Origin of the sequence: Filimonas zeae, assembly GCF_014641615.1 — a bacterium.
Lineage (GTDB): Bacteria > Bacteroidota > Bacteroidia > Chitinophagales > Chitinophagaceae > Filimonas > Filimonas zeae.
Window position 1 is genome coordinate 1,570,096 of sequence record NZ_BMIB01000001.1, and the last position, 20,192, is coordinate 1,590,287.

The window sequence follows — 20,192 nt, forward strand, 5'->3', positions numbered from 1 at the left end:
ATGAGAACGAATATGAAACAATTATATACAGGTGTTGCGGGATTGGTTTTATTGATGGCCGGGACAGCACAGGCACAGAATTCCACTTTAAGCATAACCAATGCAGCAGCACCTTCTTTACAAATTTCTCCGGATGCTAAAGCGGGAGGGATGGCCGATGTGGCTATTGCTACTGAAGCTGATGCAAGTGCTGTATATTATAACCTGGCAAAAACTGTTTTTGCCAGGAAAAAGTCAGGTGCGAGCGCTAATTATACTCCCTGGATGAAGGATGTAGCAGATGATATGTCGCTTGCTGCTTTATCGGGCTATCATCAGCTTTCTGATGAACAGGCTATAGGCGCTTCACTGCGTTATTTTGATATGGGTAATGTGGATGTGATTGATTACAACGGCAACAAGTTGCAGACGAGTCATCCCAATGAGTTTACTTTTGATCTGGGGTATGCACGTAAGCTGAATAGTATTTTAAGTGTTGGAGCAACGCTGCGTTACATCAGTTCCGGACTGGTATCTGGTCAGGTAAACGGTCAAAACTATAAAAGGGGGAATACAGTAGCTGCGGATTTGTCTTTCTATTACAATGGTATTAAAGAAAACAATAAAGGTTGGACAGCCGGTGTAACACTGGCTAATCTGGGCGGTAAAATCTCGTACAGCGATAATGCTGCTGCTAAAGGGTATTTACCTGCCAGCCTGAATCTGGGCTTTGCTTACCGGGAAGCATGGGATGATAGGAATCATTTTTTGATTGGTGGCGACGTGAACAAATTACTGGTGCCTGAGATGCCTGCTGACAGCAAGGATTTACCCGGGTATTATAATAAGGGGGTAGTTAACAGCTGGTTTGACGGTTTTGGTAATAAAGCCTGGCAGTTTGGTTTGGGTGCTGAATATAATTATCTGGAAAAGCTGTATCTGCGTTTAGGTTACCGCAGCCATTCGTTTACCGAAGGACACTGGCAGTATATTACTACGGGTGTGGGCTTACAGTTTGATATTGCTTCCATTAACCTGTCGTACGTAGTGCCTACGGGAGATAAGGCGAACAGGAATCCATATGTAAATACGGTGCGCCTGGGTGTGATTTTTGGCTGGGGTAATAGATGAGAAATAAAAAAGGAGGCCGTTGGAAAACGGCCTCCGTATATAAGTTTCAAAAATTAACAGGTTAAAGGTAATATGCAGGAGTTAATAAAAAAATAATACAACTGTAAAAAAAGCTTAAAATACTGCTAACCTTAACTGCTACTACACCTGCACTTAGCGTAAACCGCTGCATAACAAATCATTGTTCATAATTTGTTAACCTGCCTGGGTGTTACTACAAGCAGGTTTTTTATATCTATATAGTATAAAAACTGAGGTATAAAATAGGAAAGACCTATGACATCAATCAGCAGATCGGCTCATGAAAAAATGCAGGACCTTCTAAGGCGCCTGGACACTGAGGCCGCAGAGAAAATGAGACAAGACCTGGAGGCTTCGCATGACCGCTTTATGCATCAGCTGGCCGCAGCCAGGGAATCGGTAATGTTGTATGAAAAGCAGTACAAGGTAGCGCGTTTTATGCTGGCCAGAGCTGCCAAAGAACAAAAAAAGTCGGAAGCAGATGGAGTAGGGAAATAGTTTTACCTTGCAGGTAATGTCGTTATTTATTGCCTCATTGAACTCGGGAAGTAATGGAAACTGCTATTATATAGGCAGTGAACGGGAGGCTGTATTGATTGATGCGGGTATTTCGTGCCGGGAAACTGAGAAACGAATGAGCCGCCTGGGCCTGCGGCTGGAAAATGTCAAGGCTATCTTTATTTCTCACGAACACTCCGATCATATCAGGGGGCTTCCGGTACTTTCCAGAAAATATCGTTTGCCAGTATACATAACTGACGGAACATTGGTGCACGGCAGGTTATCTGACCAGCTACTTTCTGTACAATCTTTCCGTGCATTTGAAACGGTAACTATTGGTGAACTGGATGTGCTTGCTTTTCCTAAAGCGCATGATGCAGCTGACCCGCATAGCTTTATGATTACGCGTAACGGCATTCGTATTGGGGTGTTTACAGATATTGGTGTTACCTGCGATGAACTGGTAAACCATTTCAGGCAGTGTCATGCCGCTTTTCTGGAAGCTAATTATGACGAGGAGATGCTGGCAAATAGCCGGTATCCGTACTTTCTGAAAAGACGCATCAGCGGGGGCAAGGGGCACTTATCTAATAAACAGGCGCTGGAGCTGTTTACTACTCACCGTGCAGACTACATGAGTCATTTATTACTATCACATCTTTCGCAGGAAAACAATTGCCCACAGCTGGTACAGGACCTGTTTGCCGGGTGTGCAGGGCGCACTACTGTAACGGTTGCTTCCCGGTATCAGGAAAGCGCTGTTTACCATATCACTGGTTTATAAGGCCAATAAAAAAACGTTACAGGCGTTAACCTGTAACGTTTTTGTTTACTGTACATGTTATTTCACTACATCTTCCAGCTCTACATCAGAGTCGTCTGCTTCTTCTTCTGCCTGTAAAATAGCATCCTGCACTTTTATGGCGTCTGCCTGGCGGCTGTCGGTATGTTTATCTTTTGCTTTGTTCAGCTGCATTTTCAGCACATCTACACACTCACTCACGGCTGGTTCAAAGTAGGGACCGGTTTTCTTTACAAAATGGTCGTAGCCGGGAACTTCCAGTCTTATTTCGCAATAGTTGTTTTCCGGTTCTGATTCGGGGCCTTTGAACAGTGTTACATCAGCGCGGATAATACGATCACTTTTCAGTGCATTTAACTTTTCGCGGATAAATCCGTCGAGTGTTTCGCCTGTAGTAAAGCCTAACGATTGAATTATGATGTCCATAAGTAACTGTTTTTGTAGAAATGCACAGTAATTGTGCCAGGTGGATGCCTGTTAAGTTTGCCGGTATGCAGATGTTTACAGACGGATATTTGTGGCGCAACCACCCCGGTTGTACCTTACGTACCACAGGCAGGTGCTAACGATGCGGACCAGGTTATGGCGTAATCTTTGAGCGCAACCTGCTGTAAACCAGCGGGTGGCCGCCCTGCTGCACAAAACAAAAGCCTTACCAGATTATGCGCATATTATGGATGTATCTGAAGCCTCACCGATGGCTGGTGCTATTATCGTTATTGCTGGCAGGAGCCAGCCAGGTGTTTACCATGATTGACCCTATGATTTTTGGGAAGATTATTGACGATTATGCACATAATACCACCCATAAAACGCAGGAGCAACTGGTTAACGGTGTACTGAAGTGGATGGGGCTGGCTGTTGGAGTGGCTTTACTGGCCAGGGTGGCAAAGTCGTTTCAGGAGTATACGATGCGGCTGGTGGTGCAGAAGTTTGGGCTACAGGTTTTTAATGACGGCCTGAAGCAAACGCTGCGCCTGTCGTTTCAGGAGTATGAAGACCAGCGGAGTGGTGAAACCCTGGCTGTGTTACAGAAAGTGCGAACCGATACCGAGCGGTTTATTAACGCACTCATCAACATTCTGTTTACCTCTATAGTAGGCATGGCTTTTTTGATCTGGTATGCAATAACAAAACACTGGGCATTGATTCCGGTATTTTTTATAGGTATTGTGGTGCTGGGTGGCCTTACAGGATTACTGAGCAAGCGTATGAAAACAGTACAACGCAATATTAACCGGGAAACACTGCAATTGTCGGGCGCTATTACCGAATCGCTCCGGAATATAGAGCTGGTGAAGAGCCTGGGGCTTACTTATCCGGAAATTAAACGACTGCGTTTGTTTACACAGAAGATATTTAACCTGGAAATGCAGAAGACGCGGCAGGTACGTACCTTATCCTTTTTGCAGGGTACTACGCTGAATGTGCTGCGCCAGTCTATATTATTTACCTTGTTGTGGCTGATTTTTCGCAATGTACTTTCTACGGGTGAGCTGATTGCTATGCAGTTTATTTCCACCTCTATTTTTGTGCCTTTGCAGGATCTTGGCAATATTATTCTGCAGTATCGTGAAGCGGAGGCTTCTATACAGTTGTTTGATAAACTGATGCACCAGCCGGTAGAGCAGAAGCCGGAGGAGCCTGTGGAGATTGGGCCGCTGGAAGAGCTGCGTTTTGATGCTGTGGTGTTCCGGCATAAAACAGCCACACAAAATTCTATTGATGAAATTTCGTTTACTGTTAAAACGGGTGAAACTATTGCTTTTGTAGGGCCTTCGGGCTCGGGCAAATCTACCATGGTAAAGCTGCTGGTAGGCCTTTATAAGCCGGTGGAGGGCCATATTTATTTTAACGGAGTATCGTCTGCAGATATCCGTTTTAACCCCCTGCGCAGGCAGATTGGCTTTGTAACGCAGGATACACAGCTGTTTGCTGGTACTATAAAGGAAAATTTGCTGTTTGTAAAGCCAGATGCTACTGATGAAGAGGTACTGGAGGCATTGCATAAAGCCTCCTGCGATGCTTTGCTGGCGCGTTCTGCCCAGGGCATTTATACACGGTTGGGAGAGGGAGGGTTAAAGCTGTCTGGCGGAGAGCGGCAGCGGATATCCATTGCCCGTGCTTTAATCAGGCATCCGCGGTTGCTGATATTTGATGAAGCTACTTCGGCACTGGACTCTCTTACAGAAGAAGTGATTTCTGATACTATCCGCACTATATCTGCCATGCGCGAACAGATTACCATATTGATAGCACACCGCCTTTCTACCATTATGCATGCAGACCGGATTATAGTACTGGAGAAGGGGCATATTGCAGAAACAGGCACCCATGCTGAGCTGGTGGAGAAGAAAGGATTGTATTATGCTATGTGGCGGCAACAAATAGGGGAGCGGAGAACCGTTATTGCAGAGTAGCAAGCAGGCTTCTGGCTATATCTATCAGTTGCAATGTTTTACAAAATTGTTGCAGGTTGTAACGGAGGTATTTACGTTTTGGGGGAATAAGTAGCTACGATTACGCCGTTGGGTAAGGGCGTACAGTTTTGTAACTGTAGCAGGTATGCTGTTTCTTTTTGCTTAAACAGGGCAATACCATTGCTTAATATTACCGGATGAATAAAAAGGCAGAATTCATCTATCAGTTGCAGGCGCGTAAGATGGCGCACAATGCTGCCACTGCCCAGTATCATCATGTCTTTACCGGGCTGCTGTTTAAGGCTTGTAAGCGTTTGAAATATGTTTTTCTGTATTAATGTGCTGTTGTACCAGTTTAACCGAGACAAAGTGCGGGAGAACACCAGTTTCTGATAAGTATTCATTCTGTCTGCAAATACAATATCTGCTTCAGAGGGAGATGACCGGTTAACAGCCTGCGGCCAATAGCCTGCCAGGGACTGATAGGTGTGGCGCCCCAGCAGCAGGGTATCTACATTATCCATTTGCCGGTAGCTATAACCCGTCATGGTTTCATCCCAGAATGGAAAGTGCCAGTCCAGGCTGCCATCGGTACCAGACATATAGCCGTTAAGGGTAAGATTTACGGAGGCAATAATTCTACGCATAGCAATTGTAAAACTAAAGCGGGAAAAGCTGCGGTTTGGGGGCAGAACCAGACCTGTGCCGGGGGCGGATGCGACTTTTTTGTTATTTTACAGCCAGTAAAGTACGGAGCCCTATAATGAAACATGTATCTATTCTGGTGCCCGAAGAGGCCGTGCTGGTGTCGATTGCTGATCCCCGCTATCTTTTTGCCACGGTAAATGATTTTCTGGAGGCGGCAGGTAAGCCTGCGCTGTTTCAGGTACAGCTGATAGGGCTGCGCAAGGATGTGCCTTTGAATAACGGATTATTTTCGGTACATGCGGATGCCACCATTTACGATCTGAAGAAAACAGATCTTATTATTATTCCTGCGTTGGGCAGTGTTGATTTAAAGCGGAGTCTGGAACTGAACAGCGCCTATATTCCGTGGCTGGTGCAACAGCACCGCAATGGAGCAGAAGTGGCTAGTTTATGTGTGGGGGCTTTTTTGCTGGCTTCTACGGGGTTGCTGAATGGAAAGGAATGTTCCAGCCACTGGAAAACGGCACCTGAGTTCAGGGAAATGTTTCCGGAGGTAACACTGGTAGACGGCCGTATTATTACCGAAGAAAAGGGTCTGTATTCCAGCGGGGGCGCTACTTCGTACTGGAATTTGTTGTTGTATCTGGTAGAAAAGTATACCAGCCGCGAAATTGCCATTCTTACCGCCAAGCTGTTTGCATTGGAAATAGATAGGAAAAGCCAGTCGCCTTTTATCATGTTCAACGGACAAAAAAAGCATGAAGATGAACCTATAAGACTGGCGCAGGAGTTTATTGAGGATAATTTATCGGAAAAAATATCTGTAGATGAGCTGGCTGTGAAGTTTGCCATAGGAAGACGGCATTTCGACCGCCGGTTTAAAAAGGCTACCAATAATACACCGGCAGAGTATATACAACGTGTGAAGGTGGAAGCTGCCAAAAAGTTGCTGGAGATAGGAAAAAAGAATGTGAATGAAGTGATGTATGAAGTAGGTTATAGTGATACCAAATCGTTCAGAATGGTATTCAGAAAAATTACCGGCCTGTCTCCGCAGGATTACCGTAACAAATACAATAACGAGGTGCTGGAGGCCTGATGGATAATAAACGATATATTTAGATAAAAAGCTGATATATGGATAAAGGATTGCATGCCAGAGAACAGTTTAGAAAGATAGCTACCAACCGGTTTCAGTTTTCTTTGTTTCTGCTGCGTTATCTGCCGGCGGCTTTCTTTTCAGGTGTGCGGGTAAAAGCATTGAATGGAGAAGCCTGCACGGTAACAGTTCCTTATAAATGGTTTACACGTAATCCTTTTCAAAGCACTTATTTTGCCTGCCTGGCTATGGCGGCAGAGTTAAGTACGGGGGCGCTGGCCATGTTACACGTACGTGGTGCCGGTGCAAAAGTTGCTATGCTGGTGCTGGATATGAGGGCCGATTTTCGTAAAAAGGCTACCGGGCATACAATGTTTACCTGTACGGAAGGGTTGTTGCTGGAAGCTGCTGTAACCGCAGCTGTAGCACAGCAGGAGCCGCAAACTTATACGGTTACCAGTACCGGTGTAAACGATAAAGGAGAAGTGGTAGCGGAATTCCGGATTACCTGGACTTTTAAGGCTAGATAATACCACGCAAAGGCGCAAAGTGTTATAAAAAAAATTGCCAGATGTTGTTGAATAACATCAATTTCCCCCTACTTTTGTCCCCCTGTAATAACAGAACTGCGGCGATGGCGAAATTGGTAGACGCACTACTTTGAGGTGGTAGCGCCTTTTACCGGGCGTGTCAGTTCGAATCTGATTCGCCGCACAACAAAAACCCACGTATTACGTGGGTTTTTTCGTTTCTGCTATTGCCGGATTGTCCAGTATAATACGAAAAGTAGTGCCTTTACCGGGTTCACTCCATTTCACAAACACCAACCCTTTATGGTATTGCTCAATAATGCGTCGGGTAAGGGTAAGGCCCAGGCCCCAGCCTCTTTTGCGGGTGGTAAAGCCGGGCTGGAATATCTTATTCAGGTTTTGCTGGGGTATGCCTTTGCCGGTATCCGTTACATCAATCCATATTTTTTGCCCCTGTTCCTGAAGCTTTAGTTCTATAAAACCTTTGCCTTCCATGGCGTCCAGCGCGTTCTTTAACAGGTTTTCTATTACCCAGTCAAACAGTGGAGCAGATACGGTAGCAAACACCGGATGGGAGGGGTGGCTGTAAGAAAATACCACATGGTTGCCCGCCCGTTTTTTCATGTAATCCAGCATGTTGCCAATCTGCTCTGTAATATCTTTCTGTTCCAGCTGCGGGGTGCTGCCTATTTTACCAAACCGATCGGTAACCAGTTGCAGGCGATTTACATCTTTTTCTATTTCCAGCGCAAAGGGCAAACTGTTTTCATCTTCTTTTAGAACTGCTACCCAGCCTTGCAGGCTGCTAACAGGGGTGCCCAACTGATGGGCTGTTTCTTTGGCCATGCCTGCCCAAAGCTGGTTTTGTGTGCTTTGGTAACTGGTTTTCATAAACAGAAAGGCCAGCGTGGTAAACAGCGCAATGATTAATAAAAAAACAATGGGGTAGTAGCGCAGTTGTTGTTGCAGAAAGCTGCGGCCATAGTAATATTTATTGGCTTGAAGGGGCTGTTCTTTCAATACAACTACAATAGGCGGGTGCAGTTTCCGGAACCGTGCAACCATGTTGGGAAGGTAATTTGCAGATTGGGCTGCCCGTGTACTATCCAGATTAAGATAATTACCGGTAATGCTATCTCTTTCGTTGGTTTCAATAATGGGTATATCTGTGTTTTCCAGCGATATTTTAGCAGCCAGCGCCAGCGTGGTACCGTCGTTACTGGTAAGGATGGCTTTCTGCGCTTCTACCCATGCATCTACTTTTTTTCTTTCGTCTGCTTCCAGCTTATGAGAGAGGTATTGCGAATAGAAGATTACTGCAATTACTATTGCGGTAGCCATTATTACCAGTCCGTTGCGCCAGTTCAACCATGCCTGAATCATGCTTCTAATATAAAAAAGAAATCCCGCAACAGTGTGCGGGATTTCCTGTGGTTATATATCGAAAAAGGGGAATACTGATTAACTGAATAAACCACCTTTCTTCAGGGTTTTTACGCCCTCACCAATTTTGTAACCGTTCTGATAAATTTCAATTTTGTAGTTGCCGGTTTCGTACTTGCCATCCTGCTTCCAGTCGAAGCTTACAGGAGTACGTTTGCCTTGCTGATACTGTACGTTTACTTTGTTGGTGTATACTCTGTCGCCATCTTCGCGGGTAGTAAATGTACCGCTGCCATAAGCTGGAATAGATACTGGTTTACCTTCGGGAGACGTCATACAAACATACAGTTCTTTGCTGCCGCTGGTAGCTATTCTGTTCTCGTCCAGATCGAAAGAGATACGTAACAGATCGGCTCTTTTTGCAGTAGTGGTGGCTTTTTCCTTACCGCTTCCTTTAACATCAATAGCAGTGATGTTGATATTGGAAGCATGCAGGGTAGAACCCACATCTGCCAGATGGTCTTTTTCTGATTGGGTAGTGGTCAGAGATTGCTGAATCTGCTGCTTTTGAGAATTTAACGTGTCTCTTTCAGTAGTTAACTGCTGGTTAGAAGCAGTTAAAACTTCGTTTTCACCTCTCAGTCTTTCCACTTCTGTCATCAGATCGTTGATTTTGCCATTCAACTCAGCAATTTTACTTTTTGCCTTTGACAGATCGCCGTTTTTGTCTTTCAGAATGCTCCTGATTTCACCTTTCAGTTTGTCAATCTCTGTTTTACGTTCAGCCAGAGAGCCTTGTAACTGAGCATTGTCACCAGTAAGCGAGTCCATACGTGCCAGGGCATCATTATACTCCAGTTGAATGGAGTTACGTGCCGAGTCTACTGTAGTAAACTGCGTTTGTAACTGGTTTAAGTCGTTTTGAGATTTGCTTTTGTCATAAATAATGTATCCCCATGTGCCTAATAACAACACAACCAGTGCGCCATAGATCAGTTTCCTGTTATCGTTTTTAGAATCAGGACGCTTTCCTGGTGTTGGGGTAGGTTCGTTTGCGTAACTCATATACGATGCAATTTTGGGTCAATAATAAATTAATTTAAGTAAGTTCTGAGCCCAAAAATTCCAAAACCATGCCAAAAAGGGGAAGGGTAAAGCGGGCATACTTTATCTTTGTTTTCTATGTCTGCAGAAAAGATTATTTCGGAGTGGAAAAAAGGACAGTTTAAACCCGTTTACTGGCTGGAAGGCGATGAGCCTTATTTTATTGATCAGGTGGTGAATTACGCAGAGCACCACATTATGAGCGAAAGCGAAAAGGGGTTCAATTTAACTATATTTTACGGAAGGGATGCGGACTGGACGGCAATTGTAAATGCCTGCCGCCGTTACCCCATGTTTGCCGAGCGGCAGGTGGTATTGCTGAAAGAAGCACAGCAGATGCGCGATGTGGAGAAGCTGGAGGCGTATATTGATAATCCGCAGCAGTCAACCATATTTGTAGTAAGCTATAAAGAAAAGAAGGTAGATGCACGCACCAAATTTGCCAAACTGCTGAAGCAAAAAGGCGAGACGCTGACTACCAAAAAAATGTATGATAACCAGTTACCAGACTGGGTGGGGCAGATGGTGCAGAAGCATCAGCTGGCTATTACCCAAAGGGCGTTACTGCTGCTGGTAGATCATATAGGAAACGACTTAAGCCGTTTGCAGAATGAGGTGGAGAAGATTGCAGTTAACCTGAACGGCCGTAAGGAGATTACAGAAGAGGATATTGAAACCTTTGTAGGCATTAGCAAAGAGTTTAACGTATTTGAGTTACAGGATGCGGTGGTGAAAAAGGATTTGCCTAAAGCCATACGGATTGTGAAGTATTTTGAGGCCAACCCCAAGGCGGCGCCTATTCAAATGATATTACCGGCTTTATATAATTTCTTCAGTAAGGTGTTTATGGTGTTTGCGCTGCCTTCTAAAGATGAGCGTAGTATAGCCTCGGCATTGGGTATTAACCCTTTCTTTGCCAAAGACTATGCCCTGGCAGCCCGTAATTACGATTTCAGAAGCACTGAGCGGGTATTGCTGCTATTGCATAAATACAACCTGCGCAGTATTGGTATTGACGATGCAGGTACGGAAGATGCGGACCTGTTAAAGGAGTTACTGGTAAAAATGATGCTGAACAACTAAAGCGGCTGCAGCAGTTCTATTGCCTGGCTACGGTCGTGGGCCAGCTGCTCTTTCAGGGCATCCAGGCCATTAAACTTCTGCTCGCCACGGAGGTAGTGGTGTACGTTTATGCGTAGTACCTGGCCGTAAATATCCTTATCAAAATCAAAGATGTTTACTTCTATAGTACGGTTAACGCCGTTTACGGTAGGGCGCACACCAATGTTCATCATACCCTTCAATATTTCTCCTGCTATATTTATGGTAACAGCATATACGCCATTGCCCGGCACCAGTTTTTCTTCCTGTTGAATACGCAGGTTGGCAGTAGGGTAGCCAATGGTGCGGCCCAGGCGGTTGCCTTCTACCACCAGCCCTTCAAAAAAATAGGGGTATCCCAGGCAGTAATTGGCGGTAATAACATCATTGTGTGCAATGGCTTCTCTTATGCGGGTAGAACTTATGGCCACTTCGTTTAATACCTGTTCGGGTATTTCTTTTACTACAAAGCCTAGTTCCACACCTTTTTGTTCCATCAGGTGATAATCGCCCTGGCGGTTTTTGCCAAAACGGTGGTCATAACCAATAATAACTGTATGGGGGCGGAAGCGGGTATATAAAAAATCGTGAATATAATCGTGTGCGGAAAGATTGGAAAAAGCTTCGTTAAAAGGAACCACTACCAGGTGATCGATGCCTTTCTGGCGCAGGAGCCAGATTTTTTCGTCCAGCGTATTGAGTAAATGTACTGCTGAAGGGTTGTGTTTTACAACGGTACGGGGGTGGGGGTGGAAGGTAATAATAACAGTTTCGCCGTTTACACGGTCTGCTTCCGCCTTTAGCTGCGCAATAATCTGCTGGTGTCCTGTATGTACGCCGTCGAATGTGCCTGTCGTAACTACCGCATTTTTAAAAGCCGGTAATTGAGTAATGTCCTTATGTACCTGCATATAATATCTACAAAACTAAATGATTCGTTTGAAACCGGGCTTCGCAGATTCTGAGTTTCTGACTACCTTTGCGGCAATTTCAAGATTTTAACCAGCTACAAAGTAATGTCATTATACGCGCAACGTGGAGTTTCCGCCCAGAAAGAAGAGGTACATGCAGCTATTCAGAAACTGGATAAGGGGCTATATGCCAATGCCTTTTGCAAAATATATCCTGATTACCTGTGCGGCGATAACAGTTGGGTAAACGTAATGCATGCAGATGGGGCGGGTACCAAGAGCATTCTGGCCTATCTGTACTGGAAAGAAACCGGTGATGCCTCTGTTTGGAAAGGGATTGCACAGGATGCAGTGGCGATGAATCTGGACGACCTGCTGTGCGTGGGTATTGCCGATAATCTCCTGTTTTCCTCCACCATCGACCGTAATAAAACCCTGATACCGGGTGAAGTGCTGGAGGGGGTTATTAACGGTACTCAGGAGTTTTTTGACGAACTGAAGAAATACGGCGTAAACATCCATTACCTGGGTGGGGAAACTGCTGATGTGGGCGATGTGGTGCGTACGATTGCAGTAAACGGCACCATGACTTCCCGCTGGCCTGCCAACCGTTTAATTACAAATGATAAGATTAAACCCGGTAACGTAATTGTAGGTTTTGCCAGCTACGGCAAGGCTGCCTACGAACAGGAATACAACAGCGGCCTGGGCAGTAACGGGCTTACCAGCGCCCGGCATGATGTGCTGAACAAGGTATACGCGCAGCAATATCCCGAAACGTTTGAACCTGCTTTGAAAGATGAGGTGGTATATATAGGTAAAAGTCGCATGACAGATACCCTGGAAATAAATGGGGAGCAGTTATCGGTGGGTAAACTGCTGCTGAGTCCTACGCGTACCTATGCGCCTTTAATGAAGGTACTGCTGGATCAGTATTTTGATGCTATTGATGGCGCTATTCACTGTAGTGGAGGTGGCCAGACCAAGTGTATGAAATACCTGCCTCAGCCATTAAAAATTATTAAAGACAATCTGTTCACGCCTCCTCCTATATTTCAGCTGATACAGGAAAATTCCGGCGCTGATGACCGTGAAATGTATCAGGTATTTAACATGGGCCATCGCCTGGAGATATTTACCGATGCGGCTTCTGCGGAGAAAATGATTGCCGAAGGCAACAAGCTGGGTATTGAAGGAAAGATAATTGGCAGAGTAGAAGCTGCTGAAAAGAAATCATTAGAACTGTTTGTAAACGGCCAGTGGATCAGTTATTAATAACTGATCCACCTGCTTTTCGAACGCGTATTTTACAGAATTCTGCTACTTTTTGGTGTAGATCAGAATTACGCCATTCGCAGCCGCTGCTCCGTAACGCGAGGTGGCTTCTGAATCTTTCAGTACGTTAATGGATTCGATGCTGTTGGGGGTTAAAGCTTCCATATCAGCTTTTGTAACCAATACATCATCAATGTAATACAGCGGTTCAGGTCCTGTTTTTGCTTTTTTGGCAGAAGTGCCTGTTGCTTTTACCATTACCACTTCTCCGGTTAAAACTACTTTGTTTTGTGCGGCTGACTCAATGGTTACAGTATCGGCATTGAGAATAGTGGTTGCCTCTTTCTCTCCTGCAGAGCGTACTTTTATTGTTACGGACTTGCGTTGCTGAGGTTCAGCTGTAAAAGTGGCTTTGCCGGCTTTTGAGGTACCCGCTTTCTTTGTGGTATCCTGCTGTTCGGCATGCGTGCTCGTTTGAGCAGCTTTATTCAGCTGTTGCAAATGCTCTGCTTTTACCCTAACGGCAAACAGTAACACAATAATGCCGGTTACAGGCAATGCCATCATGCGTCTTGCATAGCTGTAGCGGGGTTGCTTTGAAGTTGTAAACATGGTTAATCTTCGTTTTATAGGTGAGTAAAAAAATGGCTGAGCAATAGGGTAGGGAAATTTACCCAGGCTGGAGTTCAGCAGCATGGCTGCAAAGGCCCCGGCGTCTTTATTGGCAATGGCCCTGTTATCTGCAATAAACTCATGTACCATATACAGCTCACGCTGCAGCAGCCAGAAAAAAGGGTTCATCCAGTAAAAGCACAGGGTTATGCGCATAAACAGTTTATCCCAGGTGTGTTTTTGCTGAATATGGGTGATTTCGTGCAGCAGTATCTGTTTCCCGGTTTCAGTACCGGTATCCAGGTCGTTGCGCCAGAACAGCCAGTCGAAGAAGGTAAAGGGCGCCTGCGGCAGATCGGTTTCTATAAACAAAAACTCCTGACTGTATCTGTTGTGAGGATAGCGTTGTTTCAGCCGTTTTAATTTCAGCATACCCACCGTTTGTTTCAGCAGCATCAGCAAACTAACTGTTGTAATGGCTATTACCAGCATATACCACCAGTTTACTGCAACGGGCATGTAGGTGTGCGTGCCGGTTGTGTATATTACCTGCATCAGTTTTACAGCGGTTGCGTTGTGGCTTTGCACAAACCATTCTATTTGTATCAGTGGCAATAGCATGCTGCCGGCAGCGGCAAATAGCAGATAAAATCGATTGTACTGATGAAACTGCTTATCCCGCAGGGCAAACCAGTAATACGCCATTAAAACGCCGGAGCAGGCAATTACTTTTATCAGGTATAGAACTATGGCTGGCATAGGAATGTTTTAAGTGCGATTATGGTTTGTTTTTTAACTGAGCCAGCAGCAGCTCCAGATCTTCTACCGTAAGCTTGTTGTCTTCTACCAGGGCAGATACTGCCTGGCGGTAACTGCCGCCAAAGTACCCTTTTACCAGGCCGGTGAGGCTGGTTTGTGAATAGGCTTCTCTGGTTACTGCCGGCGTATACAGGTGCATACGTCCTACGGTTTCTGTGTTTACAAATTGTTTCTCCACCAATATCTTTAACAGGGTAGCTACAGTGTTGGGGTGAGGTTTGGGTTCCGGCATGGCCTCTACTATGTCTTTCAGAAATCCTTTTTCCTGCTTCCACAGCACCTGCATTACCTGCTCTTCTGCTTTTGTAAGCGTTTTCATTGTATAACTAAATGTTTAGTCGAAGATATGACTATGTTTTTAGTTGAACAACTATTTTTTTAGTTATAAAGAACAGGCAACGTTTTTGATGACAGATTATGTATGTGAAATGGGCCGGAGCCGTTAACTTTGAAGCCTGTTTACTATACCCATTAATTCTGATACCAATATTTTATGGCCGAAACTGTCGTATCTGTACGCGATGTAAATATTTACCAGGGCAGTAACCTGGTATTGCAGGATGTGAATTTTAACATTGCAAGGGGAGAGTTTGTGTACCTGGTAGGAAAAACCGGTACCGGAAAAAGCAGCTTACTGAAAACACTGTATGGCGAATTGCCTTTAAAAGAAGGCGTGGCTAATGTGGCCGGGTTTGATTTAAAGGGAATGGACTGGAAAAAAGTGCCTTTTCTACGCCGTAACCTGGGCGTGGTGTTTCAGGATTTTCAGTTGCTGACCGATCGTAATGTACACCAGAACCTGCGTTTTGTGCTGAAGGCCACCGGCTGGACAGACGAGAAGCTGATTGAAGAGAAGATTAATGATGTGCTGGATAAGGTTGGTTTAAAAAGCAAAGGCTTTAAAATGCCTTTTGAAATGAGTGGTGGAGAGCAGCAGCGTGTAGATATAGCACGCGCATTGTTAAACTCTCCCAAACTGATACTGGCCGATGAACCTACGGGCAACCTGGACCCTGAAACCAGTGATGAAATTATGCAGCTGCTGTTTCAGATTTGTAAAGATTATGGTACCGCTATTGTAATGGCCACCCACGATTTTATTGTAATTAACCGTTATCCATCCCGTATGCTGAAAACAGAAAGGAGCCGGGTATTAGACAGTGCGGTGCCTGTATAAATAATGTATTTTTATAATCCGGATGGATGCTTTCCTATCCGGATTTTTTATATTATATTTTGCCGTTGCATTTTTTTTCCTACCTTCGCGTTCCAAATAGAAGAAGTCAACTTGGATGTTTTTTAAAAAAAAGTGAGATGCCTTATTTAACTAAAGAAAAGAAAGCGACAATTTTTGCAACTTACGGTGGTAAAGCTGAAAACACTGGTTCTATCGAAGGCCAGGTAGCTCTTTTAACCGAGCGTATTTCCAGCATTTCCAAACACTTACAGGCAAATAAAAAAGACCATTCCACTCAACGCGGTTTAATGAAAATGGTAGGTCAGCGTAAAAGACTGCTGGCTTACATGCAGAAGCACAACCTGCAAGGTTACCGCGCTCTGATTGAGAAACTGGGTCTCAGAAAATAAACTATTACAGCTATGTAAAAAGCAATTCCCAACTGACAATTACGACGGTTGGGAATAGTTTTTTGTATAGCTATCCTGTTTGTTGTAAATAAGATTGCAAAACAGGGTGTGGGCGCCTTTTGTTGTACTTACTGCTACACCGTACACACGCTACACATCCCCAATTACCTGATTATGTTATCACAACCATTTAGTGTGTCTTTTGACCTGGGTGGTGGTCGCGAAGTGACCATCGGCACGGGTAAGCTTGCCCGTCAGGCTGATGGCGCCGTTACCGTTCAACAGGGTAACAATATTCTTTTAGCTACGGTTGTTGCTAATAAAGAGCCGAGAGAGGGACAGGATTTCTTTCCCCTTTCAGTAGATTACCAGGAGAAGTTTGCGTCAGCAGGCCGTATCCCTGGTTCATTTTTCAAAAGAGAAGGCCGTTTAAGCGATTCTGAGATACTGGTAAGCCGTCTGGTTGACCGTGCACTTCGTCCGCTGTTTCCGGAAGATTATTTCTGTGATGTACAGGTGTTAATCACCCTTATTTCCAGCGATAGTGAGATATTACCCGACGCTTTAGCTTGTCTGGCTGCTTCTGCGGCACTGGCTGTATCGGATGTGCCTATTAAAGAAATCATTTCTGAAGTACGTATCGGACGCATTGACGGTCAGTTTGTGGTAAACCCAACACGTGCCGAATTAGCGAAAGCTGATATGGACTTTATAATCGCGGCTACCGAGAAGAACCTGATGATGGTGGAAGGCGAAAGCCAGGAGTGCAGCGAGGAAGATCTGGTGAAAGCTTTACAGGTAGCGCACGATGCTATCCGTATTCAGATTCAGGCGCAACAGGAGTTACGTAATAAAGTAGGTATTTCTACTAAACGTGATTATCCAAAGCCCGAACAAAACGAAGCGTTGAAAGCGGTAGTAGCTGCATTCACGGCTGAAAAAATAAAAACTATTGCGCGTGGTGGTACTGCCAAGCACGACCGCAGTGCTGCTTTTAAAACCCTGAAAGATGAGCTGGTTGCCAGCCTGGGCGAAGAAGCAGATGACAAAACAAAGAAGCAGGCTAAAAAATATTACGAAGATCTGCAGTGGGAACTGGTTCGTGATATGATTATTGACGACCGCACACGTTTGGATGGCCGTAAATTAGACCAGGTTCGTCCTTTGACTATGGAGGTTGATCCGCTGCCTACGCCGCACGGTTCTGCTTTATTTACCAGGGGGGAAACCCAGTCGTTAACTACTGTAACCTTAGGTACGCCTCTGGACGAATTACTGGTAGAAAGCGCTGCCAAATCAGATTATACCAAATTTATCCTGCATTATAACTTCCCTCCGTTTTCTACAGGCGAAGTGAAGCCTATGCGTGGCCCCGGCCGTCGCGAGGTTGGTCACGGTAACCTGGCTATGCGTAGTCTGAAGCAGATGATGCCAGGTAACGAGTATGCGTACACGGTACGTGTAGTGAGTGATGTACTGGAATCGAATGGTTCTTCTTCTATGGCTACCGTTTGTGCCGGTTCACTGGCGCTGATGGATGCGGGTGTACCTATTCCCAAGCACGTGAGTGGTGTGGCAATGGGCTTAATTACCCGTGGCGATGGAAAATATGCCATCTTAACCGACATTCTGGGCGATGAAGATCACCTGGGTGATATGGACTTTAAAGTAACCGGTACCCGCGATGGTATCTGCGGTGTACAAATGGATATTAAAGTAGATGGTTTAAGCATGGAAGTAATGCGTGAAGCATTAAGCCAGGCTTTGAACGGCCGTTTACACATTCTGGATGCTTTGTATGAGTGTATTCCTGCAGCCCGCGCTGAAGTGAAGCCGCATGCACCACGCATGGAAAAACTGATTATCGATAAAGAATTTATTGGTGCGGTAATCGGACCCGGTGGTAAAGTAATTCAGGAAATTCAGAAAGAAACCGGAACCACTATTAATATTGAAGAGGTGGGTAACTTTGGTGAAGTAAGCATTTTCTCCAACAACAAAGAAGGCGTGGTTAAAGCGCTTAACTGGGTTAAAGGCATTGTTGCCGTACCACAGGTAGGAGAGGTGTACGAAGCTAAAGTGAAAACCATTCAGCCTTATGGCGCGTTTGTTGAATTCTTACCTAAGAAAGAAGGTTTACTGCACATCAGCGAAATATCCTGGAAGCGCTTAGACAGCCTGGAAGGGGTGCTGAAAGAAGGTGATGTGGTTAAAGTGAAGCTGATTGGTCTGGATCAGAAGACGGGTAAGTTTAAATTAAGCCGCAAAGTGCTTATGCCAAAGCCTGAGCAAAGCCCGAGGCCGCAGCAAGCCAATGGCCAGTCTGAAGAGGCTGCCGACTAAGGAAAAATTAGTGGTAAATACCTATTTTTAGCAGAAAAAGCTGTCTGAAACGTTTTGTCAGACAGCTTTTTTTTATTATTACATTGTTATATTATACATGTGGTAATTGAAATGTCATTTAATCTGCGTGAAAAGCACAATTAAGGTAAAATCTTAATCTGTGTTTTTAATCAGATGCCAAACTATCTGCTATGATTCATAAGTTGAATGATTCCGTGCTGCTTGATCGCCTCGCTGCTGGTGATGAATATGCGTTAAATGAGATTTACATGCTGTACTGGCAGGACTTGTTTATGTGCGCCTTCAATGTGCTGAAGGACAAAGGTGCCTGCGAGGATATTATTCAGGATTTGTTTCTGCAGTTATGGCAAAAAAGAACCACTATTCAAATTACTACTTCACTCCGCGCTTATTTATATACTGCTGTACGTTATAATGTATTCAGGCAGATACGTACCGGTAAGGTAAGAACTGCTTTGTTTGATGAAGCGGCCGACAGAATGGCTGCGAATACTACCGAATTTATCATGGCTGAAAAAGATGTAAGCAAACAGGTGGCCCGTGCAGTTGCTGGTTTGCCCGATAAATGTCGTGAGGTATACAAACTGAGCAGGGAAGAACAGCTAACCCATAAAGAAATCGCCTCCCGCCTGAACATCTCCACTAAAACGGTAGAAAACCAATTAACCATTGCTTTAAAGCGTGTACGCGCCTCATTGAACACTGTGGCGGTAATAATTGTTACGCTAATGGCCTGTTAATCAGGCTACCTTACTGTAAAATTTGTATATTTTTTTTGTTAATTTTTAGGGGATTGCGTTTTTAAAATACACTTACCATAAAACAGGTAAGTGGATAAACAAATATTCATATCTCTAATAGATAAGTTTCTTTCAGGCAAAGCCCGCCCGGAAGAAATGGATGCGCTTGCCAATTATTATCACAGTTTTCAGCAGTCCGGCTCCTCCTGGGATGAAGCGGTTTTGGGTGATGCGGAGGAAATGGAAAGCCGTTTACTGAACCGGTTGAACATTGCCATTGCCAGAGATAAAGCGGTAACAGAAGCAGAAGGGAATGAGGAAATACCGGTGGCTGAACTGCCGGAAACAACTACCCGGAAATCCTGGAAAAAGATAGCTATAGCAGCAAGTGTTGCAGGGATTCTGATTGTGAGTGGATATGCGCTGAAGGATTTTATAAAAGGACAGGTTACACCCGTAAAAACAATAGTGGTAGCTACTGAAAAAGGTATGCGCAGGCACCTGGTGTTACCAGACAGCACACAGGTTTGGCTGGAAGGTGGAAGCAGCTTCAGTTATCCGGATGCTTTCAGGGAAGAGGAAAGAACTGTAAACCTGCAGGGAGAAGCTTTTTTTGAAGTGGCGCAGGATGCAGGCCACCCTTTTGTAATACAAACCCCCTTATTAAGCACCCGCGTACTGAGTACATCGTTTAACGTAAAAGCCTACGATCTTAAAAAAGCGGAGGTGGTGGTGGTTACCGGTAAAGTGATGGTAAAGGAAGGCAGTGCAGCCATTCAGAACGATAACGCCCAGCAGTTAGTGGTGCGTAGTAACCATAAAGTAAGCTATGATAGCATACAGCGGGTATTAGAAATGAAAGACGCACCGGATGCAGCAGATTTTGCACAGCGGAGAAACGGCAAGTTTATTTACCGCGGTGTAAAAGTAGCAGATATGATTAAAGATCTGCAGCAGGCTTATAATACGCCTATTGCTATTAAAAAGGAACTGCTGAATTGTACGTTTTACGGTGATTTTAACGCGAAGGATGATGTGCAGAAAGTGCTGCACCTGATAGCGCTAAGCCTGAATGGCCGTGTAGAGAATATGGGAGAGAGAGGGTATTTTATAACAGGAGAAGGATGTCTTTAACTATCACTAAATAGAACCTAAACAAAACTAA

20 protein-coding genes and 1 tRNA gene are annotated in these 20,192 nt (G+C 44.8%); 14 read left to right on the forward strand and 7 right to left on the reverse strand.

The genetic code is table 11. The features are described 5' to 3' along the window. Positions 1-12 precede the first annotated feature (12 nt). From porV to IEY13_RS06265, 3 genes are all read left to right on the forward strand, one after another. The gene (gene porV, locus IEY13_RS06255; protein ID WP_188951073.1) at positions 13-1,110 is read left to right on the forward strand and encodes a type IX secretion system outer membrane channel protein PorV; all 1,098 of its coding nucleotides are present in this window, start codon (positions 13-15) and stop codon (positions 1,108-1,110) included. Positions 1,111-1,386: 276 nt separating this feature from the next. After that, positions 1,387-1,629: a Clp protease/crotonase-like domain-containing protein gene (locus IEY13_RS06260; protein ID WP_188951074.1), complete on the forward strand. Its 243-nt coding sequence runs from the start codon at positions 1,387-1,389 to the stop codon at positions 1,627-1,629. Between the two features lie 16 nt (positions 1,630-1,645). After that, entirely contained in the window at positions 1,646-2,416 is a 771-nt protein-coding gene (locus tag IEY13_RS06265) for an MBL fold metallo-hydrolase (protein ID WP_188951075.1), read from the forward strand. 57 nt (positions 2,417-2,473) lie between these two features. Here the strand turns inward: IEY13_RS06265 and IEY13_RS06270 are convergent, their stop codons facing one another. Beyond that, positions 2,474-2,860, reverse strand: coding sequence for an HPF/RaiA family ribosome-associated protein (locus tag IEY13_RS06270; protein WP_188951076.1), 387 nt, complete (start codon positions 2,858-2,860; stop codon positions 2,474-2,476). Between the two features lie 236 nt (positions 2,861-3,096). On the opposite strand from IEY13_RS06270, the gene IEY13_RS06275 reads away from it, so the two are divergent. After that, a complete protein-coding gene (locus IEY13_RS06275) occupies positions 3,097-4,854 on the forward strand; it encodes an ABC transporter ATP-binding protein (protein ID WP_188951077.1) in 1,758 nt (585 codons plus the stop codon). Positions 4,855-4,925: 71 nt separating this feature from the next. Here the strand turns inward: IEY13_RS06275 and IEY13_RS06280 are convergent, their stop codons facing one another. After that, complete coding sequence (locus tag IEY13_RS06280) at positions 4,926-5,501, reverse strand: dihydrofolate reductase family protein (RefSeq protein ID WP_188951078.1); 576 nt, start codon at positions 5,499-5,501, stop codon at positions 4,926-4,928. Positions 5,502-5,617: 116 nt separating this feature from the next. Between IEY13_RS06280 and IEY13_RS06285 the strand changes: the two genes are divergently transcribed. From IEY13_RS06285 to IEY13_RS06295, 3 genes are all read left to right on the forward strand, one after another. Then, entirely contained in the window at positions 5,618-6,601 is a 984-nt protein-coding gene (locus IEY13_RS06285) for a GlxA family transcriptional regulator (RefSeq protein WP_188951079.1), read from the forward strand. Between the two features lie 38 nt (positions 6,602-6,639). Next, positions 6,640-7,131, forward strand: coding sequence for a DUF4442 domain-containing protein (locus IEY13_RS06290; RefSeq protein WP_188951080.1), 492 nt, complete (start codon positions 6,640-6,642; stop codon positions 7,129-7,131). 98 nt (positions 7,132-7,229) lie between these two features. Beyond that, positions 7,230-7,315 (forward strand) — tRNA-Leu (locus tag IEY13_RS06295). A 17-nt stretch (positions 7,316-7,332) separates the two neighbouring features. Here the strand turns inward: IEY13_RS06295 and IEY13_RS06300 are convergent. After that, on the reverse strand, positions 7,333-8,514 hold the full coding sequence (locus IEY13_RS06300) for a sensor histidine kinase (protein ID WP_188951081.1): 1,182 nt from the start codon (positions 8,512-8,514) through the stop codon (positions 7,333-7,335). A 78-nt stretch (positions 8,515-8,592) separates the two neighbouring features. Further along, entirely contained in the window at positions 8,593-9,579 is a 987-nt protein-coding gene (locus IEY13_RS06305) for a DUF8428 domain-containing protein (protein WP_188951082.1), read from the reverse strand. Positions 9,580-9,696: 117 nt separating this feature from the next. Here IEY13_RS06305 and holA point away from each other — a divergent pair, with 117 nt between their 5' ends. Next, positions 9,697-10,701 carry a DNA polymerase III subunit delta gene (holA, locus tag IEY13_RS06310; RefSeq protein WP_188951083.1) on the forward strand — a complete coding sequence of 335 codons (1,005 nt, stop codon included), beginning with the start codon at positions 9,697-9,699 and terminating at the stop codon, positions 10,699-10,701. Here holA and IEY13_RS06315 read toward each other — a convergent pair. Beyond that, positions 10,698-11,630, reverse strand: a complete 933-nt coding sequence (locus tag IEY13_RS06315) for a bifunctional riboflavin kinase/FAD synthetase (RefSeq protein ID WP_188951084.1) — start codon at positions 11,628-11,630, stop codon at positions 10,698-10,700. The genes holA and IEY13_RS06315 overlap by 4 nt on opposite strands. 105 nt (positions 11,631-11,735) lie before the next feature. Between IEY13_RS06315 and IEY13_RS06320 the strand changes: the two genes are divergently transcribed. After that, positions 11,736-12,905 (forward strand): AIR synthase related protein, encoded by a 1,170-nt coding sequence (locus IEY13_RS06320; protein ID WP_188951085.1) that lies wholly within the window; start codon positions 11,736-11,738, stop codon positions 12,903-12,905. Positions 12,906-12,950: 45 nt separating this feature from the next. Here IEY13_RS06320 and IEY13_RS06325 read toward each other — a convergent pair whose 3' ends face one another. Together IEY13_RS06325 and IEY13_RS06330 are read right to left on the reverse strand one after the other, a co-directional pair. Next, positions 12,951-14,276, reverse strand: a complete 1,326-nt coding sequence (locus IEY13_RS06325; RefSeq protein ID WP_188951086.1) for a M56 family metallopeptidase — start codon at positions 14,274-14,276, stop codon at positions 12,951-12,953. Between the two features lie 19 nt (positions 14,277-14,295). Next, on the reverse strand, positions 14,296-14,655 hold the full coding sequence (locus tag IEY13_RS06330) for a BlaI/MecI/CopY family transcriptional regulator (protein ID WP_188951087.1): 360 nt from the start codon (positions 14,653-14,655) through the stop codon (positions 14,296-14,298). A gap of 174 nt (positions 14,656-14,829) precedes the next feature. On the opposite strand from IEY13_RS06330, the gene IEY13_RS06335 reads away from it, so the two are divergent. The 5 genes from IEY13_RS06335 to IEY13_RS06355 all read left to right on the forward strand — a co-directional run bounded on the left by IEY13_RS06335 (position 14,830) and on the right by IEY13_RS06355 (position 20,161). After that, positions 14,830-15,513: a cell division ATP-binding protein FtsE gene (locus tag IEY13_RS06335; RefSeq protein ID WP_188951088.1), complete on the forward strand. Its 684-nt coding sequence runs from the start codon at positions 14,830-14,832 to the stop codon at positions 15,511-15,513. A 137-nt stretch (positions 15,514-15,650) separates the two neighbouring features. After that, positions 15,651-15,923: a 30S ribosomal protein S15 gene (gene rpsO, locus IEY13_RS06340; RefSeq protein ID WP_146837519.1), complete on the forward strand. Its 273-nt coding sequence runs from the start codon at positions 15,651-15,653 to the stop codon at positions 15,921-15,923. Between the two features lie 174 nt (positions 15,924-16,097). Then, positions 16,098-18,266: a polyribonucleotide nucleotidyltransferase gene (pnp, locus tag IEY13_RS06345; RefSeq protein WP_188951089.1), complete on the forward strand. Its 2,169-nt coding sequence runs from the start codon at positions 16,098-16,100 to the stop codon at positions 18,264-18,266. A gap of 191 nt (positions 18,267-18,457) precedes the next feature. After that, complete coding sequence (locus IEY13_RS06350; protein WP_188951090.1) at positions 18,458-19,027, forward strand: RNA polymerase sigma-70 factor; 570 nt, start codon at positions 18,458-18,460, stop codon at positions 19,025-19,027. Positions 19,028-19,117: 90 nt separating this feature from the next. Further along, a complete protein-coding gene (locus tag IEY13_RS06355) occupies positions 19,118-20,161 on the forward strand; it encodes a FecR family protein (RefSeq protein WP_188951091.1) in 1,044 nt (347 codons plus the stop codon). Positions 20,162-20,192 lie beyond the last annotated feature (31 nt).

Coding starts and splice junctions, on each gene's coding strand:
- holA (WP_188951083.1), top strand. CDS start 9,697: ATGTCTGCAGAAAAGATTATTTCGGAGTGGAAAAAAGGACAGTTTAAA.
- pnp (WP_188951089.1), top strand. CDS start 16,098: ATGTTATCACAACCATTTAGTGTGTCTTTTGACCTGGGTGGTGGTCGC.
- IEY13_RS06320 (WP_188951085.1), top strand. CDS start 11,736: ATGTCATTATACGCGCAACGTGGAGTTTCCGCCCAGAAAGAAGAGGTA.
- IEY13_RS06285 (WP_188951079.1), top strand. CDS start 5,618: ATGAAACATGTATCTATTCTGGTGCCCGAAGAGGCCGTGCTGGTGTCG.
- IEY13_RS06260 (WP_188951074.1), top strand. CDS start 1,387: ATGACATCAATCAGCAGATCGGCTCATGAAAAAATGCAGGACCTTCTA.
- IEY13_RS06350 (WP_188951090.1), top strand. CDS start 18,458: ATGATTCATAAGTTGAATGATTCCGTGCTGCTTGATCGCCTCGCTGCT.
- porV (WP_188951073.1), top strand. CDS start 13: ATGAAACAATTATATACAGGTGTTGCGGGATTGGTTTTATTGATGGCC.
- IEY13_RS06280 (WP_188951078.1), bottom strand. CDS start 5,501: ATGCGTAGAATTATTGCCTCCGTAAATCTTACCCTTAACGGCTATATG.
- IEY13_RS06265 (WP_188951075.1), top strand. CDS start 1,646: ATGTCGTTATTTATTGCCTCATTGAACTCGGGAAGTAATGGAAACTGC.
- IEY13_RS06330 (WP_188951087.1), bottom strand. CDS start 14,655: ATGAAAACGCTTACAAAAGCAGAAGAGCAGGTAATGCAGGTGCTGTGG.
- IEY13_RS06335 (WP_188951088.1), top strand. CDS start 14,830: ATGGCCGAAACTGTCGTATCTGTACGCGATGTAAATATTTACCAGGGC.
- IEY13_RS06270 (WP_188951076.1), bottom strand. CDS start 2,860: ATGGACATCATAATTCAATCGTTAGGCTTTACTACAGGCGAAACACTC.
- IEY13_RS06290 (WP_188951080.1), top strand. CDS start 6,640: ATGGATAAAGGATTGCATGCCAGAGAACAGTTTAGAAAGATAGCTACC.
- rpsO (WP_146837519.1), top strand. CDS start 15,651: ATGCCTTATTTAACTAAAGAAAAGAAAGCGACAATTTTTGCAACTTAC.
- IEY13_RS06275 (WP_188951077.1), top strand. CDS start 3,097: ATGCGCATATTATGGATGTATCTGAAGCCTCACCGATGGCTGGTGCTA.
- IEY13_RS06325 (WP_188951086.1), bottom strand. CDS start 14,276: ATGCCAGCCATAGTTCTATACCTGATAAAAGTAATTGCCTGCTCCGGC.
- IEY13_RS06305 (WP_188951082.1), bottom strand. CDS start 9,579: ATGAGTTACGCAAACGAACCTACCCCAACACCAGGAAAGCGTCCTGAT.
- IEY13_RS06300 (WP_188951081.1), bottom strand. CDS start 8,514: ATGATTCAGGCATGGTTGAACTGGCGCAACGGACTGGTAATAATGGCT.
- IEY13_RS06315 (WP_188951084.1), bottom strand. CDS start 11,630: ATGCAGGTACATAAGGACATTACTCAATTACCGGCTTTTAAAAATGCG.